Here is an 18,103-nt window from a genome sequence, read left to right on the forward strand (position 1 = left end):
CGGTCAGGCGGCGCGCGGCGGGGCGGCCGGGCGTGCGCCGCGCTTCACGGGCACCACGGGCGGGGTCGAGACGGCCGCGGCGGACGCACAGGACGCCAGCAGGGCTCTCATCGGGACACCGGCCGGACACGCGGGGCCCGGGTCGGCACTCGACCCGTCGGCCGGCTCCTGCGGCATCGGTGCCGCTGCGGGGGTGGTGCTCGCCATGGGGCGCCTCCCTAGTTAGGCAGACCTAACCGCAGCACCCATCCCATCACGCCGGGCCGCCGGGCCGCAACACTTTGCCGACACCGTGTCGGGAAGTGCCGCCGGCCGCACCCGGCGGGCCGGATCAGGCGTGGCCGAGCGACGCCAGGTCGACGCCGTCCCAGCGGGTGCCGAGCCCCGTCACCGTCACCTGCCGCGGGTCGTGGTCGTCCTGCTCCTCGGCGTCCCCGCCCAGCGCCCGCTCGATGCGCACCTCCAGCCGGTCCTCGCTCAGCTGCTCGACCTTGCCCTCGCCCCACTCGACCACCACCACCGACTCCGGCAGCGACACGTCGAGGTCGAGGTCCTCCATCTCGTCCAGTCCCCCGCCCAGCCGGTACGCGTCCACGTGCACCAGCGCCGGGCCCCCGGTCAGCGACGGGTGCACCCGGGCGATCACGAACGTCGGGGAGGTCACGGCGCCGCGCACGCCCAGCCCCTCCCCCAGACCCCGGGTCAGCGTGGTCTTGCCGGCGCCCAGTTCGCCGGAGAGCAGCACCAGGTCGCCCGGGCGGAGCAGGGCCGCGAGCCCCCGCCCGAGCCGCCCCATCCGCTCGGGCGTGGCGACGGTGAGTGTGGTGTGCGAGCCCATGGCGCGTGCGCTGCCCTTCTGTCCCCGCCGGCCGCCCCTCCGGCGCCGGCACCACCGCTACGGTGCCACAGCGGCGGCCCCGCGCTCACCTCCGGCCGCCGCCCGCCCGGCCCGCCGGGGACGCGGGTCACGGACGGCGGGTCGCGGACGGCGGGTCAGTCGCGGACGGCGCCGGGCACGGGCGGCGGGGCCGCGTGCGCGTGACCGGCGGCGCGGTGCAGCAGCTCCACCAGGTGCAGGCCGACCTCGTCGGGACGCTCCAGCATCAGCAGGTGCCCGGTCTCGGGGAGGATCACCAGGGCCGCCTCGGGCAGCGCGCGGGCGATGTCCTCGCTGTGCGCGGGCGGGGTGAGCAGGTCCTCGGTGCCGGCCAGCACCAGCACCGGTATGCCGTGCAGCGCCGCCAGCGCGGCCTTCTTGTCGTGCAGGCCGAACGCCGGGTAGAACTCCGCGACCACGTCGATCGGGGTGGCGTCCAGCAACTGCTCGGCGAACCGGACGACCTGCGGATCGACGTCGTCCGAACCGAAGGAGAAGCGCCGGTAGAAGACCGCCGCGACGTCCGCGCCGAACCGCCGGGTGGCCTCGACCAGTTCGACCTGGCGGCCGAGCAGCCGCACGGCCGCCGGGGCGAGCCGGCGCAGCAGCTTGGCCCCGACCGCGGGCAGGCCGAGCGTGACGGAGTTCCAGTCGCCGGCCAGCGTGCCGACCAGGGCGACCCCGGCGACCCGCTCCCGGAACAGCTCCGGGTGCTGGTCGGCCAGCGCCATCACCGTCATGCCGCCCATGGAGTGCCCGACCAGCACGATCGGCCCCTCCGGGACGACCGCGTCCAGCACCGCCTTCAGGTCCCCGCCGAGCTGGTCGATCGAGGCGGGCTCGCCGGCCAGGTACGACCGGGAGCGCTCGGAGCGGCCGTGGCTGCGCTGGTCCCAGAAGACCAGACGCATCCCGTCCCGCAGCAGGGCCCGCTGGAAGTGCCAGCTGTCCTGGTTGAGGCAGTACCCGTGGCAGAACACCACGGTGAGCGGCGGGGCCGGGGCCTGCGGCTCGGTGTCCGGGCCGGCCTGCCCGGCCCGGGCCAGGGCGCCGCTGCCGGACAGCAGCCCGGGCAGGCCGCTGCGGTCCACCGGGCCGGCGCCGCGGCGGCGGGCGAACCAGCCGCGCCGGCTCCGGCCGTCCGCCTCCGCCATCACCGCGGGCTCCGGCTGCGCCGGGGCCTGCTGCGGGAGGGCCGGCGCCAGGTCGGCCGGCTCCGGCCAGCCCGTCCCGTCCAGTTCCACGTACAGCTCGGTGCCGTCCGGCGCGGCGACGGTGCGCGGGCGGCCGCGCAGCGACCCGTACGGTGCCGCCGCGTCCAGCTCCTCGCGGGCCCGGCGGCGGGTCGACCGGCTGACGGTGAGGCGCTCGATCGCCACACCGGCGGCGGCGCCGGCCGCGACCACGCCCAGCGAGATGCCGATCAGGCCGGCCCGGCTCACCCCGGCCGAGGCCGTGCCGGCGGCCTTGGCCACCGCTGCCACCGGGTTGCTGCCGACGGGTTCGGTCATCGGTCGGAGGCGCCCACGTAGCGGCGGGGAACCCGGGCGCCGATCCGGGTGATGATCTCGTAGCTGAGGGTGCCGCTGGCCCGGCCCCAGTCCTCGGCCGTGGGCTCACCGCGCTCGCCGCTGCCGAACACGAGGACCTCCTCGCCGACCTCCGGGACGTCACCGCCGAGGTCCACCACGAACTGGTCCATGGCGACCCGGCCGGCGACGGTGCGCCACTTGCCGCCGATCTGGACGGGGCCGGTGTTGGAGGCGTGCCGCGGGATGCCGTCGGCGTAGCCGACCGGGACGAGGCCGAGGGTGGTGTCGCCGGGCGTCGTGTAGTGGTGCCCGTAGCTGACGCCGTGCCCGCCGGGCACGTGCTTGACCAGGGCGAGCCGGGCGCTCAGCGACATCACCGGGCGCAGCCCGAAGTCGGCGGGGGTGCCGACGTCCGGCACCGGCGACAGCCCGTACATGGCCAGGCCCGGCCGGACGAGGTCGTAGTGCGACTGCGGCAGCAGCAGGGTGGCGGGCGAGTTCGCGAGGTGCCGCACCTCGGGGCGCACCCCCGCGGCCTCGGCGTGCGCCACGGCGGCCGCGAAGGAGTCCAGCTGGACCTGGATGGACGGGTGGCCGGGCTCGTCGGCGGCGGCGAAGTGCGACCAGAGGCCGACCACCTCGACCATGCCCTCGGCCTGCGCCCGCAGCGCGGCCGCGACCAGGTCCGGCCAGTCGTGCGGCTGGCAGCCGTTGCGGCCCAGGCCGGTGTCGGCCTTCAGGTGGATGCGGCCCGGCACGCCCGTCGCGCGGACGGCGTCGAGCAGCTCCTCCAGCGCCCACATGCCGCTGACCGACACGTCGACGTGCGAGCGCAGCGCCTGCTGCCAGGGGCCGCCCGGCGTCCACAGCCAGCACAGGACGCGGGCCTCGCGCGGCCCGATCCCGGCGGCCCGCAGGGCGAGCGCCTCCTCGGGGGTCGCGGTGCCGAGCCAGCGCACCCCGGCCGCGACGGCCTCCCGGGCGCACGGCAGCGCGCCGTGGCCGTAGGCGTCCGCCTTGACCACGGCCATCAGGGCGGCATCGGTGCGGGCGCCCAGCGCGGCGAGGTTGTCGCGCAGGGCGGCCAGGTCGATGGCGGCCTCGGCCCGGACCCCGTGGGTGAGGGCCTGCGTCCCGGTCGTCTTCGCAGTTGTCATCGCACATCAGTCTCCCAGACCGGCGCCGCTCCCCGGCCCACGGCCCCGGCGGGCCGCCGCGGTCACCCTGGAAAGACGCATGAAACGGAGTATCCGGTTCCGCGCGCGCCGGAGGAAAGACCGACACCACCCGGGTCAGGCCCGGACGGGCGCGTCCGGTTCGGCGCCGGGGCCCCGCCCGGCCCGCACGGCCCGCCACACCTGCGGCAGTGCCGCGGCGACCGCGAGCGCCGTCGTCGGGGCGCCCTCGGCGGCGGACCGGCCGGCCAGGCCGTGCAGGTAGGCAGCGGCGGACGCGGCGTCGAGCGGGGCGAGGCCCGCCGCGAGCAGCGAGCCGGCCAGGCCGGACAGCACGTCGCCGCTGCCCGCGGTGGCCAGCCAGGCGGTACCGGTCGGGTTCACCCGGACGGCGCCGCCCGGCTCCGCCACGACGGTGGTCGAACCCTTGAGGAGCACGGTCGCCCGGTAGGCGGCGGCCAGCCGGCGGACGGTGGCGAGCCGGGCCGCGGCGAGCTCCGCGGCGGCGGGCGGCGGGCCCTCGCCCGCCCCGGCCAGCAGCCGGGCGGCCTCCCCGGTGTGCGGGGTGAGGACGACGGGTGCACGGCGGCCGGCCAGCGCTGCGGGACCGAGCCGGGCCAGCTCGGTCAGGCCGTCGGCGTCCACCAGCACGGGCACGTCCGAGGCCAGGGCCTCCCCCAGGGCGCGGGCCGCGCCGTCACCGCCGCCCGGGCCGACCACCCAGGCCTGCACCCGGCCGGCGCCGGCCGGCCCGCCGTCGGTCACCAGTGCCTCGGGGAAGCGCCGCACCACCTCCGCGGCGGCCGTCCCCGCGTACCGCACCGCGCCGGCGCCGCCGTGCAGCGCCCCCGCGACGGCCAGCACCGCCGCCCCCGGGTAGCGCGCGGACCCGGCCGCGACCCCCACCACCCCGCGCCGGTACTTGTCGCTCTCCGCGTCCGGCACCGGCAGCAGCGCCGCGACGTCCGCGTGCTGGAGGGCGGCCAGTGCCGGGTCCGGCAGCTCCAGTCCGATCCCGACCAGCTGCAGCACCCCCGCGTACGACGCCCCCGGGTCGACCAGCAGGCCGGGCTTGTACGTGCCGAAGCAGACCGTCACGTCGGCCCGCAGGGCCGCCCCGGCACCTCGCCGGTGTCCGGGTCGACACCGCTGGGCACGTCGACCGCGACCACCCGGCCGCGCCGCGGCAGCGAGGCGAACACCTGCGCCCCGGGCCGCAGTCCGCCGCTCCCGCCGATGCCGACGATGCCGTCCAGGACGAGGTCGGCCGTGGAGAAGAGGGACTGATCGGACGTCACCCGCCCGCCCGCCGCGCGCAGGGCCGCCAGCCCCCGGGGTGCGCCTTGGCCGGGGCGAGCAGCAGCGCGTCGACCCGGGCCCCGCGGCGGGCCAGCAGGGCGCCCGCGAACAGGGCGTCACCGCCGTTGTCGCCGCTGCCCGCCAGGACGAGGATCCGGGAGCCGTAGACCCGGGGCAGCAGGCGGGCGCAGGTCGCGGCCAGGCCGGCCGCGGCGCGCTGCATCAGCGTGCCCTCCGGCAGCCGGGCCATCCGGGCGGCCTCGGCGGCACGGACCTGCTCGACGGTGTGCGCGCGGCGCATGGACCCTCCCGGGCGCGTCGTTCGGCGACGGGCCCTGCGGCCCGTCAGCCCTCGGCGATCACTACCGCCGACGCTACGCCCGCGTCGTGACTCAGCGACACATGCCACGAGCGGACGCCGAGTTCGGCGGCCCGGGCGGCGACCGTGCCGGTCACCCGCAGCACCGGGCGGCCGGACTCCTCGGTGTGCACCTCGGCGTCCGTCCACTGCAGGTTCCCGGGCGCGCCGAGCGCCTTGGCCAGCGCCTCCTTCGCCGCGAACCGGGCGGCCAGCGAGGCCGTGCCGCGCCGCGCTCCGGACGGCAGGTGCAGCTCCGCGTCGTTGAACAGGCGCTCGGCGAGCTGCGGGGTGCGCTCCAGCGAGGCCCCGAACCGCTCGATCTCCGCGACGTCGATCCCGACCCCGATGATCACCCACGTACTCCTTCGCGACACCGGCCGATGCCGGGGACTGTACGGCACACTTTCGGGTGAGAACCGCTTTCGAGCCCCTCCGGTGTCGGTCCGTACGCCTACCGTGTGCCACGGCACCGATCGGCAGGAGGGAGAAGGGCCATGGTCGCCATGCCGGCCGTCGAGCACCCGCTGCCTGCGGACGACCTGCTCCGCGCGTTCCTGGAGCTGGACACCCCGCCGGGCTTCAAGGCCGAGCTCTTCGAAGGGGAAATCGTCGTGACAGCGCCCCCGGACGGGGACCACGAGGACGCCGTGGCACGGTTCGCGCGGGCTGTCGCCCGCCAAGCGGTCCAGGAGCTGTACGTCAGCGGGGGCAGAGGGCTGATCACCCCGCACGGGAGATTCATCCCGGATGCCACGGTCGCACCGGTCGGCGCCTTCCGGGACCAGTGGCCGTGGTCCGCACCGACCGTCGTCGTCCTCGTGCTGGAGGTCACCTCGACCCACCCGCAGAAGGACCGCGAGGCCAAGCGCCTGGGCTACGCGTCCGCCGGGATCCCGCACTACCTGCTGATCGACCGGGACGAGCGGCAGGCGACGCTCTTCACCGACCCCGCCGACGGCGACTACACCGCGCACGTGCAGGTGTCCTTCGGCAAGCCGCTCGACCTGCCGGCGCCGTTCTCGTTCGCGCTCGACACGGAGCCCCTGCGGTAGCGCGAGGCTGCCGCAGGGGCTCCGGTCGGCCGTCGGCTACTCGACGGTGACGGACTTCGCCAGGTTGCGGGGCTGGTCGACCTCGTGGCCCTTGGCGGTGGCCAGCTCGCAGGCGAAGACCTGGAGCGGCACGGTGGAGACCAGCGGCTGGAGCAGCACCGGGGTCACCGGGATGCGGATCAGGTGGTCGGCGTACGGCACGACCGCCTCGTCGCCCTCCTCGGCGATCACGATGGTCCGCGCGCCGCGGGCCCGGATCTCCTGGATGTTGGAGACGATCTTGTCGTGCAGGATCGACCGGCCGCGCGGCGACGGGACGACCACGACGACCGGCAGGCCCTCCTCGATCAGGGCGATCGGGCCGTGCTTGAGCTCGCCGGCGGCGAAGCCCTCGGCGTGCATGTACGCCAGCTCCTTGAGCTTCAGCGCGCCCTCCAGGGCGACCGGGAAGCCCACGTGGCGGCCGAGGAAGAGCACCGACTTGGCGTCGGCCAGCGAGCGGGCCAGCTCGCGGACGGGCTCCATGGTCTCCAGCACCTGCTCGACCTGCTTGGGCGCGTCGCCGAGCTCGCGGATGATGCCGAAGATCTCGTCGCCCCACTTGGTGCCGCGGACCTGGCCGAGGTAGAGCGCGACCAGGTAGCAGGCGACCAGCTGGGTCAGGAACGCCTTGGTCGAGGCGACCGCGACCTCCGGGCCGGCGTGGGTGTAGAGCACCGCGTCGGACTCGCGCGGGATGGTGGAGCCGTTGGTGTTGCAGATCGCCAGCACCTTGGCGCCCTGCTCGCGGGCGTGCCGCAGGGCCATCAGGGTGTCCATGGTCTCGCCGGACTGCGAGATGGCGATGACCAGGGTGCGGTCGTCCATGATCGGGTCGCGGTAGCGGAACTCGCTGGCGACCTCGACCTCGCAGGGGATGCGGGTCCAGTGCTCGATCGCGTACTTGGCGATCATGCCGGCGTGGAACGCGGTGCCGCAGGCCACGATGACGACCTTGTCGACCTCGCGCAGCACCTGGTCGGAGATGCGCAGCTCGTCGAGGTGCAGACGGCCGTCGGTGCCGATCCGGCCGAGGAGGGTGTCGGCGACGGCCTTGGGCTGCTCGGCGATCTCCTTGAGCATGAAGTAGTCGTAGCCGCCCTTCTCGGCGGCGGAGGCGTCCCAGTCGACGTGGTACTCGCGGACCTCGGCGGGCGTGCCGTCGAAGTTGGTCACGGTCACGCCCTCGCGGCGCAGCTCGACGACCTGGTCCTGGCCGAGCTCGATCGCCTCACGGGTGTGCGCGATGAACGCGGCGACGTCGGAGGCGAGGAAGTTCTCGCCCTCGCCGCGGCCGACCACCAGCGGGGAGTTGCGGCGGGCGCCGACGACGACGTCCGGGGCGTCGGCGTGCACGGCGACGAGGGTGAAGGCGCCGTCCAGCCGGCGGCAGACGGCCCGCATGGCCTCCGCCAGGTCCCCGTCGTACGCCTCGCCGAGGAGGTGGGCGACGACCTCGGTGTCGGTCTCCGAGCGGAGGGTGTGGCCCCGCTCGGCGAGCTCCGCACGCAGCTGGGCGAAGTTCTCGATGATCCCGTTGTGGACGACCGCGACCCTGGCGTGGTCGTCCAGGTGGGGGTGGGCGTTGGCGTCCGTGGGGCCGCCGTGGGTGGCCCAGCGGGTGTGGCCGATGCCCGTGGTGCCGGCCGGGAGAGGGGTTTCGGCCAGCGACTTCTCGAGGTTGGCGAGCTTGCCCGCCCGCTTGTCCGTGGCGAGGCTCCACTGCCCGTCGAGCCCCTGGGTCTGCACGGCCACACCGGCGGAGTCGTACCCCCGGTATTCCAGCCGTTGCAGGCCCGCGATCACTACGTCCAGGGCCGTCTGGGACCCCACATATCCAACGATTCCGCACATGCGTGCCAGCATATGCGGCGATCTGTTCCCCGCTTCACACCTTCCGCTCACCTCCGGGAGGAGTGGCCGACACCTTGCGTGACCGACACCACAGCACCCGCCCGGCCCGCTTCGGACGACAATGGAGGATGTGCTGACCGAACTCTGTACGCGGGGCGCCCCCTCAACGCCCACCCCCTCCCCGTACGTGGATCTGGACCGGGCCGAGTGGAGCGCCCTGCGCGAACGCACTCCGCTGCCGCTGACCGCCGACGAGGTCGAGGGGCTGCGCGGTCTGGGCACCGCCCTCGACCTCGACGAGGTCAGAGACGTCTACCTGCCGCTGTCCCGGCTGCTGAACCTGTACATCCACGCCACGCACGAGCTGCGCGGCGCCGTGGGCAGCTTCCTGGACACCTCGGACATCGAGCAGGTCAGGACGCCGTTCGTGATCGGCGTCGCCGGCTCCGTGGCGGTCGGCAAGTCGACCACCGCGCGCCTGCTGAAGGCGCTGCTCGCCCGCTGGCCCGAGCACCCCCGGGTGGAGCTGGTCACCACCGACGGCTTCCTGCTGCCCAACGCGGAGCTCCGCCGGCGCGGCCTGATGGCCCGCAAGGGCTTCCCGAGTCGTACGACCGCCGGGCCCTGATGCGCTTCGTCGCGGACGTGAAGGCCGGCAAGGAGCGGGTGACCGCGCCCGTCTACTCGCACCTGGTGTACGACATCGTGCCGGACGAGCGGCTCACCGTGGAGCGCCCGGACATCCTGATCGTCGAGGGCCTGAACGTGCTCCAGCCCGCCCTGCCGGGCAGCGACGGCCGCACCCGGCTGGCGGTCGCCGACTACTTCGACTTCTCGATCTACGTCGACGCGCGCACCGACGACATCGAGCACTGGTACCTGGACCGCTTCCGCAAGCTCCGCGAGACGGCCTTCCAGGACCCGAACTCCTACTTCCGCCGGTTCACCGAGGTGCCGGAGGAGGAGGCGATGGACTACGGCCGCCAGGTCTGGCGGACCATCAACAAGCCGAACCTGCTGGAGAACGTGCTGCCCACCCGTGGCCGGGCCACGCTGGTGCTGCAGAAGGGCCAGGACCACAAGGTCCGCCGGGCGCTGCTGCGCAAGCTCTGACGTCCGCCGCGGTGCGGGGCCGGGGAGGTCGGCACCCGGTCCCGCACCGCGCGGCGGCGGCCTCAGCCGAGGTGGGTGCGGACGGCCTCGGCGAGCCGCTCGGCGATCTCCTTGGCCTGCACCTCGTCGGCGGCCTCGACCATCACCCGGACGAGCGGCTCGGTGCCGGACGGGCGCAGCAGGACCCGGCCGGTGGCACCGAGCTCGGCCTCGGCGGCCGCGACGGCCGCGTCGAGCTCGACGCAGCCGGCGGCCCGGGTGCGGTCGACGCCCTTGACGTTGATCAGCACCTGCGGCAGCCGGGTCATCACGGCGGCGAGGTCGGCCAGCGACTGCTTGGTGGCGGCCAGCCGCGCGCCGAGCATCAGGCCGGTGAGGGTGCCGTCGCCGGTGGTGGCGTGGTCGAGCAGGATGACGTGGCCGGACTGCTCGCCGCCGAGCGCGAAGCCGTGGTGCTTCATCTCCTCCAGCACGTACCGGTCGCCGACCGCGGTCTGCACCAGGTCGATGCCCTCGCGCTCCATGGCGAGCTTGAAGCCGAGGTTGGACATCACGGTGGCGACGGCGGTGTTGCCGCGGAGCGTGCCGGCCTCCTTCATGGCGACGGCGAGGACGGCGATGATCTGGTCGCCGTCGACCTCGTTGCCGTCGGCGTCGGCGGCCAGGCAGCGGTCGGCGTCGCCGTCGAGGGCCACGCCGAGGTCGGCGCGGTGCTCCTTCATGGCGGCCTGGAGCTTGTCCAGGTGGGTGGAGCCGACGCCGTCGTTGATGTTGAGGCCGTTCGGTTCGGCGCCCAGGGTGTAGACGACCTCGGCGCCGGCCCGGGCGAAGGCCTCCGGGGCGACCCGGGCGGCGGCGCCGTGGGCGCCGTCGATGACGACCCGGACCCCGTCCAGCCGGTTGGGGAGGACGGCGACCAGGTGGGCGACGTACTTGTCGAAGCCCTCGGTGTACTGCCGGACGCGGCCGACGGAGGCACCGGTGGGACGCTTCCAGTCCTCGTCGCCGCCGACGCCGTAGCGCTGGTAGTGCTCCTCGATGGCGTCCTCGACGGCGTCGTCCAGCTTGTGGCCGCCGCGGGCGAGGAACTTGATGCCGTTGTCGGGCATCGCGTTGTGGCTCGCCGAGAGCATGACGCCGAAGTCGGCGCCGAGGGCGCCGGTGAGGTAGGCGACGGCGGGCGTGGGGAGGACGCCGACGCGCAGGACGTCGACACCGGCGCTGGCCAGCCCGGCGATCACGGCGGCCTCCAGGAACTCGCCGGAGGCCCGCGGGTCGCGGCCGACGACGGCGACCGGCCGGTGCCCTTCGAAGGCGCCGGCGTCACCGAGCACATGGGCCGCGGCGACCGACAGGCCGAGGGCCAGTTCGGCGGTCAGGCCCTCGTTGGCCACACCGCGCACACCGTCCGTACCGAAGAGTCGTCCCACTGTTCCGTCCTTTGTCGCCCTGCGGCGTTGCTCGGAGTTGTTCACTGCTCCCCGCCGTCCGCACCGGGCGGGGAACACGACGCCCCGGAGTACACGAGGTACTCCGGGGCGTACGGATGCACCCGGGGGCGCGTACCACCGGAGCGGCACGCACCCCCGGGGTGCAATTAACGCTTGCTGTACTGCGGCGCCTTGCGGGCCTTCTTGAGACCGGCCTTCTTGCGCTCGACGGCGCGCGAGTCACGGGTCAGGAAGCCGGCCTTCTTGAGGGCGGCGCGGTTGTTGTCCAGGTCCGCCTCGTTCAGGGCACGGGCCACGCCGAGGCGCAGCGCGTAGGCCTGACCGGAGACGCCGCCACCCGCGATGCGGGCCACGACGTCGTAACGGCCGTCGAGCTCGAGGAGCTTGAACGGCTCGTTCACGGTCTGCTGGTGCACCTTGTTGGGGAAGTAGTTCTCCAGGGTGCGACCGTTGATCTTCCACTTGCCGGTGCCGGGGACGATGCGCACGCGGGCGATCGCCTCCTTGCGACGGCCCAGGCCGGCGCCCGGGACGGCCTCGCCGAAGCGGCCGGCCAGCGACTCGCTGGTGTAGTCGGTCTCCGAGGTGTACTCCTCGACGTTCTCGTCGAAGTCGACCTCGAGGGTGTTCTCGATGGCAGTCTCGGCCACGGTGTTCCTCAGCTCCTGCTGTAAATCAGTGATGGGGTGGGGTGGCCGGAATTACTGCGCGACCTGGGTGATCTCGAACGGCACCGGCTGCTGCGCAGCGTGCGGGTGCTGGTCGCCCGAGTAGACCTTCAGCTTCGAGAGCATCTGACGGCCCAGGCTGTTCTTGGGGATCATGCCCTTGATGGCCTTCTCGACGGCCTTCTCCGGGTTCTTGTCCAGGAGGTCGTCGTAGCGGACCGAGCGGAGACCGCCCGGGAAGCCGCTGTGGCGGTAGGCGAGCTTCTGGGTCTTCTTGTTACCCGAGAGGTGCACCTTGTCCGCGTTGATGATGATGACGAAGTCACCAGTGTCAACGTGCGGCGCGTAGATCGCCTTGTGCTTGCCCCGGAGGAGGTTGGCGGCCTGGGAGGCCAGGCGGCCGAGCACGACGTCGGTCGCGTCGATGACGTGCCACTGACGCTGGACGTCGCCGGGCTTGGGGCTGTACGTACGCACGGTCGTAGCCTTCGCTTTTCAGTGAGTGAGTCCTGACAGGAGCACGCGGGACGGGTAGATCGGCCTGACCCGCCCTGGACGCAATCAGGGGAATGAGCCGCCGGTCATCGACCTGGTGTCTCCGGCGTACCGACCTCTCACGTGAGATGGAGCGAGCCAATACGCACAACAAGCGCCCAGACTACCGGGCGCGCCGGTGAGGGTCAAAAAGCCCGGCCGGGCGTCAGCGGTCGCGTACCACCCGGGCCTCGTCCCAGACCGGCTCCGGCGACTCGTACACCCGGCCGTCCGAGCCGAACACCAGGAAGCGGTCGAAGCTGCGGGCGAACCAGCGGTCGTGGGTCACGCACAGCACGGTGCCGTCGAACGCCTCCAGGCCCTGCTGGAGCGCCTCGGCGCTCTCCAGGTCCAGGTTGTCGGTGGGCTCGTCCAGCAGCAGCGCGGTCACGCCGGAGAGCTCCAGCTTGAGGATCATCAGCCGGGCCTGCTGGCCGCCGGAGAGCGACTCGAACTTCTGCTCCTCCTGGCGGTCCAGCTCGTAGCGGCGCAGCGCGCCCATCGCGGCGCCGCGGGCGAGCGCGTGCTCCTCCTCGATGATCGAGCGCACCGTGCGGCCGAGCAGCTCCGGGTGGGCGTGGGTCTGCCGGAAGTGGCCGGGCACCACCCGGGCGCCGAGCTTCCAGCTGCCGCCGTGCCGCACGGTGTCGTCGCCCGCCAGCAGCCGCAGGAAGTGCGACTTGCCGGAGCCGTTGGAGCCGAGCACCGCGACCCGCTCGCCGTAGTAGACCTCCAGGTCGAACGGCTTCATGAGGCCGCTGAGCTCCAGCTGCTCCATGGTGAAGGCGCGCACCCCGGTGCGGCCGCCCTTGAGCCGCATGGTGATGGACTGCTCGCGCGGCGGCGCCTCGGGCGGGCCGGCGTCCTCGAACTTCTTCAGCCGGGTCTGCGAGGCGGCGTACCGGGAGGCCATCTCGTGGCTGACCGCGGCCGCCTGGCGCAGGGTGACGACCAGCTTCTTGAGCTTGGCGTGCTCCTCGTCCCAGCGGCGGCGGAGCTCCTCGAAGCGCTCGAAGCGGGCGCGGCGGGCGTCGTGGAAGGACGCGAAGCCGCCGCCGTGCACCCAGACGCTGGAGCCGGCCGCGCCGGTCTCGACGCTGATGATCTTCTCGGCGGTGCGGGAGAGCAGCTCGCGGTCGTGCGAGATGTACAACACGGTCTTGTTGGTGGCCCTGATGGCCTCCTCCAGCCAGCGCTTGCCGGGCACGTCGAGGTAGTTGTCCGGCTCGTCGAGGAGCAGGACCTCCTCGGGGCCGCGCAGCAGGGCCTCCAGCACCAGGCGCTTCTGCTCACCGCCGGAGAGGGTGTTCAGGCCGCGGAACTGGGCCCGGTCGAAGGGCATCCCGAGCGCCGCCATGGTGCAGACGTCCCAGGTGGTCTCGTAGTCGTAGCCGTCCGCGTCGGCCCAGTCCGCGAGCGCCTGGGCGTAGCCCATCTGCGTCTTCTCGTCGTCCTGGGCGAGCATCGCGAGCTCGGCGGCGTCCACCGCGCGGGCCGCGACGGCGATCCTGGCCGGGGCGACGGAGACCAGCAGGTCGCGGACGGAGGCGTCGGCGGGCAGGGCGCCCGGGGTGTCGCGCTGGTCCTCGCGGCCGGTGGTGCCGACGAACTGGCGCATCACGCCGAGGCCGCCGCTGACGGTGACGGTGCCGCCGTGCGGCTGCACGTCACCGGCGATCATGCGCAGCAGCGTGGTCTTGCCGGCGCCGTTGGCCCCGACCAGCGCCACCGCGGCGCCCTCGCCCACGCGGAAGGACGCGTCGGCGAACAGCACCCGCCCGTCCGGCAGGTAGTACTCCAGGTGCGAGATCTCGACATGTCCCATGCGTCGGATTGTGCTACCTACCGGCGCCACGACCAAAACGCTTTTCGTCCCGATTCGGCACCTCGCCCCAGGTCAGGGGGAGCCATGCCCTAATGTTCGCGCACATGAACGATGGGTCGGCAACCACACCTGAATCCGGCGGACAGCAGCAGCCGCAGCACCCCGCTGCGCCTCCCTCGCAGGGCGCAGCGCCCGGCTCGCCGTTTCCGCCGCACGCGGAACCGCAGCAGGCCGCGTACGGCTACCCGCCGCCGCAGGAGCCGGGACAGCCCGGGTACGGGTACCCGCAGGGCTTCGGCGGCTACGGCTATCCGCCGGCCGCCGCGGCCGAGCCGGACTGGCAGCAGCTGGCCGACCGGAACGCGCAGGCCCAGCAGCGCCGCAAGCGGGCGTTCCTGATCGGGGGCGGAGTGCTGGCGGCGGCCGCGCTGGCCGGCATCGTCGGCACGACCCTGGTGCTCTCCGACGACGCGCGGACTCCGGCGGCCGCCGACACCCCCGCGCCGTCGGTGTCCTCCAGCGCCTCGGCGTCGACGGCCTCGCCGCTGCCGACGCCGACCACCCCGCTGGCGCTGCTCAGCGACGCCCGCCTCGACCGGGCCCCCGTGTCGGTGGGCGTGCTGTTCGCGGCGCCGACGCTGACGATCCAGGGGCGGGTGTACACGCTGCTGGAGAAGGAGCTCGACAAGGGCTGCAAGCTCGCGCCGGTGAACGGCCTGGAGCAGACCCTGGCGTCGCTCGACTGCTACAACGTGTACCGGGCGACCTACGCCGGCCCGGACCACGTGCAGATCACCGTCGGCGTCGCCACGTTCGCCAGCGCCTCGCGCGCCACCAAGGCCAAGTCCGGCGGCAAGGGGAACATGTCCGCGCTGGTCAAGGGCCCGGTGAAGGACTTCTGCCGGACGGGCGTGACGTGCGCGACGACCCGGTCGTCGCTGGGCCGCTACGCCTACTTCACCCTCGCCGGTCCGGACGACGGTTCGGCGGTGGCGTCGAACGACAAGACGGCCCAGCAGGCGGCCCGGGACATCTCCGGCTCGGTCTACGAGACCCTGCTGGAGCGCGGCCGGACGGGGCTGGCCGCCGCCGGCTGAGCGGCGGTCAGGCCTGGCCCGGCAGGGTCCGCATCCGCCGGGCGGCCCGGTTGCGCTCGGCGAGCAGGTCGTCGGCCGGGTAGCCGACCTCCTCCAGGGTCAGGCCGTAGGGACGGACGACGTTCACCGCCGAGTTGCGTACCCGGCCGGCCAGGACCTGGCCGGGGAAGTCGACCGGCCGGTGGCCGTCGCCGACCAGCAGCATCGCGCCGACCAGCGAGCGCACCATGTTGTGGCAGAACGCGTCGGCGCGGACGGTGGCGACCGCCAGGGTGCCCTCCTGCGCGGCGTACGGGTCGACCGGGACGCGGTCCCAGTGCAGTTCGAGCAGGGTGCGGATGGTGGTGGCGCCCTCGCGCTTCTTGCAGTACGCGGCGAAGTCGTGCTCGCCGAGGAGCAGCCGGGCGGCCTCGTTCATCCGGTCGACGTCCAGCGGCCGGTCGTGCCAGAGCACGTGGCCGCGCAGCAGCGGGTCGACGCCGCCGGGGTGGTCGGCGACCCGGTAGGCGTAGCGCCGCCAGACGGCGGCGAAGCGGGCGTCGAAGCCGTGCGGCGCCTCGCCGAGGCGGTAGATCCGGATGTCGGCGGGCAGCCGGCCGGCGAGCCGGCGCAGCAGCTTCTCGCCGTGCTCGTCCCAGACCGCGTCGGGCAGGTCGACGTGCGCCACCTGGCCGCGGGCGTGCACCCCGGCGTCGGTGCGGCCGGCCACGGTCAGCTGGTACGGGAGGGCGCTGCGGGTGACGATCTGCAGGGCGGTCTCGATCTCCTCCTGCACGGTGCGCCGGCCGCGCTGGCGGGCCCAGCCGGAGAAGTCGGCGCCCTGGTAGGCGAGGTCGAGCCGGATCCGGCGGTGGCCGTCGGCGGGCCCGTCCTTGACGGGGGCCGGCTCGGCACAGTCGTTGACCACTTCTTCTCCAGTGAGGAAGGCCTGCGGGAACTGCTCGGGCCCGCCCTCCCCACGGATGGGGAGGGCGGGCCCGGGTGACACCTCGGGGGGCGTCAGGCCTCGGTGGTCTCCGCGGCCTCGGCCTCGTCGGCCTTGGTCTCCTCGACCTTGGCCTCGTCGGCCTCCTTGACCGCGCGCTTGGCGGCGGCCTCGGCCTCGGCGACGGTCGCCTTGGCGGCGATCTCGCCCTCGACCAGCTCGATCACGGCCATCGGGGCGTTGTCGCCACGACGGGTGCCGATCTTGGTGATGCGGGTGTAGCCACCGGGACGGGCCTCGTAGCGGGGCGCGATCTCGGTGAAGAGGGTGTGCAGGACGGCCACGTCGGTGATCGTCTTGCGGACCAGGCGACGGTTGTGGATGTCGCCCTTCTTCGCCTTGGTGATCAGCTTCTCCGCCAGCGGGCGCATCCGACGGGCCTTGGCCTCGGTCGTGGTGATGCGGCCGTACTGGAACAGCTCCCGGCACAGACCGGCGAGCAGCAGCGGCTCGTGGTGCGGGCCGCCGCCGAGGCGGGCACCCTTCGTGGGACGCGGCATGGATGACTCCTTGAATCTCCGACTACGGCCGTATCAGGTACCGCAGCGGGCGTACGGGCACGGTGCCCGTACGGCTTGGCATCGAAGCGGGGGCGGCCGCGAGGGGCCGCCCCCGTCCTCAAACTCTTAGTACTGCTCGGTCTCCGCGTAGCCCTGGTCGTCCAGGTCGTCGGCGCCGAAGGCGTCGGCGGCGGCGGTCGGGTCGAATCCGGGCGGGCTGTCCTTGAGGGCCAGGCCCATGCCGGCCAGCTTCGCCTTGACCTCGTCGATCGACTTCGCACCGAAGTTGCGGATGTCGAGCAGGTCGGCCTCGGAGCGGGCGACGAGCTCACCCACGGTGTGGATGCCCTCGCGCTTGAGGCAGTTGTACGACCGAACGGTGAGCTCCAGCTCCTCGATCGGCAGCGCCAGGTCGGCGGCCAGGGCGGCGTCCGTCGGGGACGGGCCCATGTCGATGCCCTCGGCGTCGATGTTCAGCTCGCGGGCGAGACCGAACAGCTCCACCAGGGTCTTGCCGGCCGAGGCCATGGCGTCACGGGGGCGCATGGCGGGCTTGGTCTCGACGTCGACGATGAGCTTGTCGAAGTCCGTCCGCTGCTCGACACGGGTGGCCTCGACCTTGTAGGTGACCTTCAGCACGGGGCTGTAGATCGAGTCGACCGGGATGCGGCCGATCTCCTGGCCGGAGGCCTTGTTCTGGACGGCGGAGACGTAGCCGCGACCGCGCTCGACGGTCAGCTCCATCTCCAGCTTGCCCTTGCCGTTGAGCGTGGCGAGGACGAGCTCCGGGTTGTGCACCTCGACACCGGCCGGGGGCGCGATGTCGGCGGCGGTGACCACACCGGGGCCCTGCTTGCGCAGGTACATCACGACCGGCTCGTCGTGCTCCGAGGAGACGACCAGCTGCTTGATGTTGAGGATGAGGTCGGTGACGTCCTCCTTGACGCCCGGCACGGTGGTGAACTCGTGCAGGACACCGTCGACCCGGATGCTGGTGACAGCGGCGCCGGGGATCGAGGAGAGGAGCGTGCGGCGGAGCGAGTTGCCGAGGGTGTAGCCGAAGCCCGGCTCCAGCGGCTCGATCACGAACCGCGAGCGGAATTCGTCGACGACCTCTTCGGTCAGCGAGGGACGCTGAGCGATCAGCATGTTTTCAGATCCTCCAGTGGTTTTCGGCACCCACTATTTGATGCCGAACAGAACCAGCGTACGGGGTCCCGTGCGAAACGGGACCCCGTACCAGGTGTACTTCACCCGCAGGCCGGACAGGCCCACGACGCAGCTGCGTCAGACGCGGCGGCGCTTCGGCGGGCGGCAGCCGTTGTGCGGGGTGGGGGTGACGTCCTGGATCGAGCCGACCTCCAGGCCGGTGGCCTGGAGCGAGCGGATCGCGGTCTCACGGCCGGAGCCCGGACCCTTGACGAAGACGTCGACCTTGCGCATGCCGTGCTCCTGCGCACGACGCGCGGCGGCCTCGGCGGCCATCTGCGCGGCGAACGGGGTGGACTTGCGCGAGCCCTTGAAGCCGACGTGGCCGGCAGAGGCCCAGGAGATCACGTTGCCCGAGGGGTCGGTGATCGAAACGATGGTGTTGTTGAACGTGCTCTTGATGTGGGCGTGCCCGTGAGCGACGTTCTTCTTCTCCTTGCGGCGGATCTTCTTCGCGCCGGCAGCCTGACGACCCTTGGGGGGCATAAGTCTGTTCTCCTACTGAGGTGGTCGGTCCGCTAACCCGCGGGCC

16 protein-coding genes and 2 pseudogenes are annotated in these 18,103 nt (G+C 73.3%); 3 read left to right on the forward strand and 15 right to left on the reverse strand.

Annotated features, from left to right (window positions below; genetic code table 11):
• Positions 1 to 3 precede the first annotated feature (3 nt).
• The 6 genes and pseudogenes from ABEB13_RS17600 to ABEB13_RS17625 form a co-directional block, all read right to left on the reverse strand.
• Positions 4 to 207 (reverse strand): hypothetical protein, encoded by a 204-nt coding sequence (locus ABEB13_RS17600; protein WP_345706276.1) that lies wholly within the window; start codon positions 205 to 207, stop codon positions 4 to 6.
• A gap of 124 nt (positions 208 to 331) precedes the next feature.
• Positions 332 to 838, reverse strand: coding sequence for a tRNA (adenosine(37)-N6)-threonylcarbamoyltransferase complex ATPase subunit type 1 TsaE (tsaE, locus tag ABEB13_RS17605; protein ID WP_100889799.1), 507 nt, complete (start codon positions 836 to 838; stop codon positions 332 to 334).
• Positions 839 to 993: 155 nt separating this feature from the next.
• Positions 994 to 2,388 carry an alpha/beta fold hydrolase gene (locus ABEB13_RS17610; protein WP_345706277.1) on the reverse strand — a complete coding sequence of 465 codons (1,395 nt, stop codon included), beginning with the start codon at positions 2,386 to 2,388 and terminating at the stop codon, positions 994 to 996.
• Positions 2,385 to 3,566: an alanine racemase gene (gene alr, locus ABEB13_RS17615; protein WP_345706278.1), complete on the reverse strand. Its 1,182-nt coding sequence runs from the start codon at positions 3,564 to 3,566 to the stop codon at positions 2,385 to 2,387. Before alr ends, ABEB13_RS17610 begins: the two co-directional genes overlap by 4 nt.
• Positions 3,567 to 3,701: 135 nt before the next feature.
• Positions 3,702 to 5,184: pseudogene (locus tag ABEB13_RS17620) on the reverse strand (NAD(P)H-hydrate dehydratase).
• Positions 5,185 to 5,228: 44 nt separating this feature from the next.
• Entirely contained in the window at positions 5,229 to 5,597 is a 369-nt protein-coding gene (locus tag ABEB13_RS17625) for a holo-ACP synthase (RefSeq protein ID WP_345706279.1), read from the reverse strand.
• 141 nt (positions 5,598 to 5,738) lie between these two features.
• Here ABEB13_RS17625 and ABEB13_RS17630 point away from each other — a divergent pair, with 141 nt between their 5' ends.
• A complete protein-coding gene (locus tag ABEB13_RS17630; protein WP_380230725.1) occupies positions 5,739 to 6,296 on the forward strand; it encodes a Uma2 family endonuclease in 558 nt (185 codons plus the stop codon).
• A 36-nt stretch (positions 6,297 to 6,332) separates the two neighbouring features.
• Here the strand turns inward: ABEB13_RS17630 and glmS are convergent, their stop codons facing one another.
• A complete protein-coding gene (gene glmS / locus ABEB13_RS17635; RefSeq protein WP_100892788.1) occupies positions 6,333 to 8,189 on the reverse strand; it encodes a glutamine--fructose-6-phosphate transaminase (isomerizing) in 1,857 nt (618 codons plus the stop codon).
• Positions 8,190 to 8,310: 121 nt separating this feature from the next.
• Here glmS and coaA point away from each other — a divergent pair.
• Positions 8,311 to 9,302, forward strand: a pseudogene (gene coaA, locus ABEB13_RS17640) (type I pantothenate kinase).
• 62 nt (positions 9,303 to 9,364) lie between these two features.
• On the opposite strand, the gene glmM reads toward coaA, so the two are convergent.
• From glmM to ABEB13_RS17660, 4 genes are all read right to left on the reverse strand, one after another.
• Positions 9,365 to 10,732, reverse strand: coding sequence for a phosphoglucosamine mutase (gene glmM / locus ABEB13_RS17645; RefSeq protein WP_345706280.1), 1,368 nt, complete (start codon positions 10,730 to 10,732; stop codon positions 9,365 to 9,367).
• A 167-nt stretch (positions 10,733 to 10,899) separates the two neighbouring features.
• A complete protein-coding gene (gene rpsI, locus ABEB13_RS17650; protein WP_345706281.1) occupies positions 10,900 to 11,403 on the reverse strand; it encodes a 30S ribosomal protein S9 in 504 nt (167 codons plus the stop codon).
• Positions 11,404 to 11,454: 51 nt separating this feature from the next.
• Positions 11,455 to 11,898: a 50S ribosomal protein L13 gene (gene rplM / locus ABEB13_RS17655; protein WP_035848207.1), complete on the reverse strand. Its 444-nt coding sequence runs from the start codon at positions 11,896 to 11,898 to the stop codon at positions 11,455 to 11,457.
• A 223-nt stretch (positions 11,899 to 12,121) separates the two neighbouring features.
• Entirely contained in the window at positions 12,122 to 13,780 is a 1,659-nt protein-coding gene (locus ABEB13_RS17660; RefSeq protein ID WP_345706282.1) for an ABC-F family ATP-binding cassette domain-containing protein, read from the reverse strand.
• A 104-nt stretch (positions 13,781 to 13,884) separates the two neighbouring features.
• Between ABEB13_RS17660 and ABEB13_RS17665 the strand changes: the two genes are divergently transcribed.
• Complete coding sequence (locus ABEB13_RS17665; protein ID WP_345706283.1) at positions 13,885 to 14,877, forward strand: hypothetical protein; 993 nt, start codon at positions 13,885 to 13,887, stop codon at positions 14,875 to 14,877.
• Positions 14,878 to 14,884: 7 nt separating this feature from the next.
• Here the strand turns inward: ABEB13_RS17665 and truA are convergent, their stop codons facing one another.
• From truA to rpsK, 4 genes are all read right to left on the reverse strand, one after another.
• Positions 14,885 to 15,784 carry a tRNA pseudouridine(38-40) synthase TruA gene (truA, locus tag ABEB13_RS17670; protein WP_345706284.1) on the reverse strand — a complete coding sequence of 300 codons (900 nt, stop codon included), beginning with the start codon at positions 15,782 to 15,784 and terminating at the stop codon, positions 14,885 to 14,887.
• Between the two features lie 92 nt (positions 15,785 to 15,876).
• Positions 15,877 to 16,362: a 50S ribosomal protein L17 gene (gene rplQ, locus ABEB13_RS17675; protein WP_100889787.1), complete on the reverse strand. Its 486-nt coding sequence runs from the start codon at positions 16,360 to 16,362 to the stop codon at positions 15,877 to 15,879.
• A gap of 126 nt (positions 16,363 to 16,488) precedes the next feature.
• Positions 16,489 to 17,511, reverse strand: a complete 1,023-nt coding sequence (locus ABEB13_RS17680) for a DNA-directed RNA polymerase subunit alpha (protein WP_100889786.1) — start codon at positions 17,509 to 17,511, stop codon at positions 16,489 to 16,491.
• A gap of 138 nt (positions 17,512 to 17,649) precedes the next feature.
• Entirely contained in the window at positions 17,650 to 18,057 is a 408-nt protein-coding gene (gene rpsK / locus ABEB13_RS17685; protein ID WP_014136257.1) for a 30S ribosomal protein S11, read from the reverse strand.
• Between the last annotated feature and the right edge of the window lie 46 nt (positions 18,058 to 18,103).

It is taken from the genome of Kitasatospora paranensis (assembly GCF_039544005.1).
Lineage (GTDB): Bacteria > Actinomycetota > Actinomycetes > Streptomycetales > Streptomycetaceae > Kitasatospora > Kitasatospora paranensis.